3 protein-coding genes are annotated in these 1,380 nt (G+C 59.1%); 1 reads left to right on the forward strand and 2 read right to left on the reverse strand.

The genetic code is table 11. The features are described 5' to 3' along the window. Positions 1–111: 111 nt before the first annotated feature. Together AC04MI_RS25175 and AC04MI_RS25180 are read right to left on the reverse strand one after the other, a co-directional pair. The gene (locus AC04MI_RS25175; protein ID WP_418147755.1) at positions 112–384 is read right to left on the reverse strand and encodes a hypothetical protein; all 273 of its coding nucleotides are present in this window, start codon (positions 382–384) and stop codon (positions 112–114) included. A gap of 14 nt (positions 385–398) precedes the next feature. Then, entirely contained in the window at positions 399–524 is a 126-nt protein-coding gene (locus tag AC04MI_RS25180; RefSeq protein WP_418147757.1) for a YHYH domain-containing protein, read from the reverse strand. Between the two features lie 133 nt (positions 525–657). Here AC04MI_RS25180 and AC04MI_RS25185 point away from each other — a divergent pair, with 133 nt between their 5' ends. Further along, positions 658–1,068, forward strand: a complete 411-nt coding sequence (locus AC04MI_RS25185) for an NIPSNAP family protein (RefSeq protein WP_418147759.1) — start codon at positions 658–660, stop codon at positions 1,066–1,068. Positions 1,069–1,380 lie beyond the last annotated feature (312 nt).

Below are 1,380 nucleotides of genomic sequence, written 5' to 3' on the forward strand. Positions count from 1 at the left end.
AGTGGCAAGTCACCTTGTAGAAGGGCTCGTCCGCCACGAGGGTGGCGAACTCGAAGACCGCTTGCGTGGCCAGCGCCATCACCTGGAAGCCAGGGAGGGCGCACCGGCCCTTCAGTCTTGAGGCTTCGTACCGGGCTTGCCCGTGTAGGGGTTGACGTTGCCTCTGGTGGACCAGTTGTCCGCCTTCGTTCCGTTCGGGTTCGTGGCGTGGCTTGGCGCCACATACGTTCCATTGCTCTTTGTGTAGCCACTGGTCGAATGGCTGCCACTGGATCCGTAGCTTGACGAATATGAACTGTGGCCGCCGGAGCTGTGGCCGCCGCCCCGCGCGAAAGCGGTTGAGCTGACAGCAAGAATGGCTGCGAGGACGATGATCGATTTCATTTTGTGCCTTCGCGTCAGTGGCAGTGGTAGCCGCCAGTTCTACGGTCGTGATGGCAACCGTTCTTGTCGGTGCCTCCCGAGTGCGCGAGTGCACCGCAGCTCAGGCAGAGTGCCGCGATCAATATCGCAATCTTCGTCATCGCTTCTCCTCGTTGTTGATGGAGGCCGAAGTCTGATGCCGTACACAATTTGCAATACAAGGGTTTGCGAGCCCTCTCACATGATCATGGGAGCCGAGGTTTCCGTATGGCAGGTCATCTCCTTTGACGGTGGATGGACCTCTGGCAGCAAAATGCGAGCCTGGCAGTCACGCCCGCCACCGCGGCAACTCGCAACAATCTTTCAGGACTGATGTCGATGATCTACGAACTACGTGTCTATACCGCAATGCCTGGCCGGCTACCCGACGTTCTTGCCAGATTTCGCGATCACACCGTGGGCATCTGGAACCGGCTGGGCATTCGTCAATTCGGATATTGGACGACTGCAGTCGGACCTGACAGCAACGCGCTGACATACATGCTCGTCTGGGAGAGCCTGGCCGATCGTGAGGTCAAGTGGGGCAAGTTTGTCGTTGATCCCGAATGGGTCGAGGTCCGAAAGGCGAGCGAGGCAGCCGGACCGATTGTTGCGAAAATGGACAACTCGTTCTTGGCGCCCACCTCTTTCTCGCCTGCGAAATAGACCATCCGCGGCGGAAGACGCCCTTGGCTGTACGCGGTATCGACGCCCAATGCCTGTTCAGTCTGGCCCAGAGCGCTAACAACCGACTTCTGCCGGGAAGCGTGCTTTGTGAAACTCCTCGGCGCTACGCCGCAGGTGGTTCGGACGGCTCAATGGCCTTGAAGATCTCGGTCTTGCTCATCATTCGCCGCAGCTAGCACTGAGCAAGCACTTCAACCACACCGACAACCTGCAGGTGCGCAAAGTCGATGCGCGACCACCCGTCTCGGGTCACTTGCACAGAAAGAACGCATCCGTCGGCAACCTGGGCGT

The sequence above is a fragment of the Acidovorax sp. LjRoot204 genome (assembly GCF_056175785.1).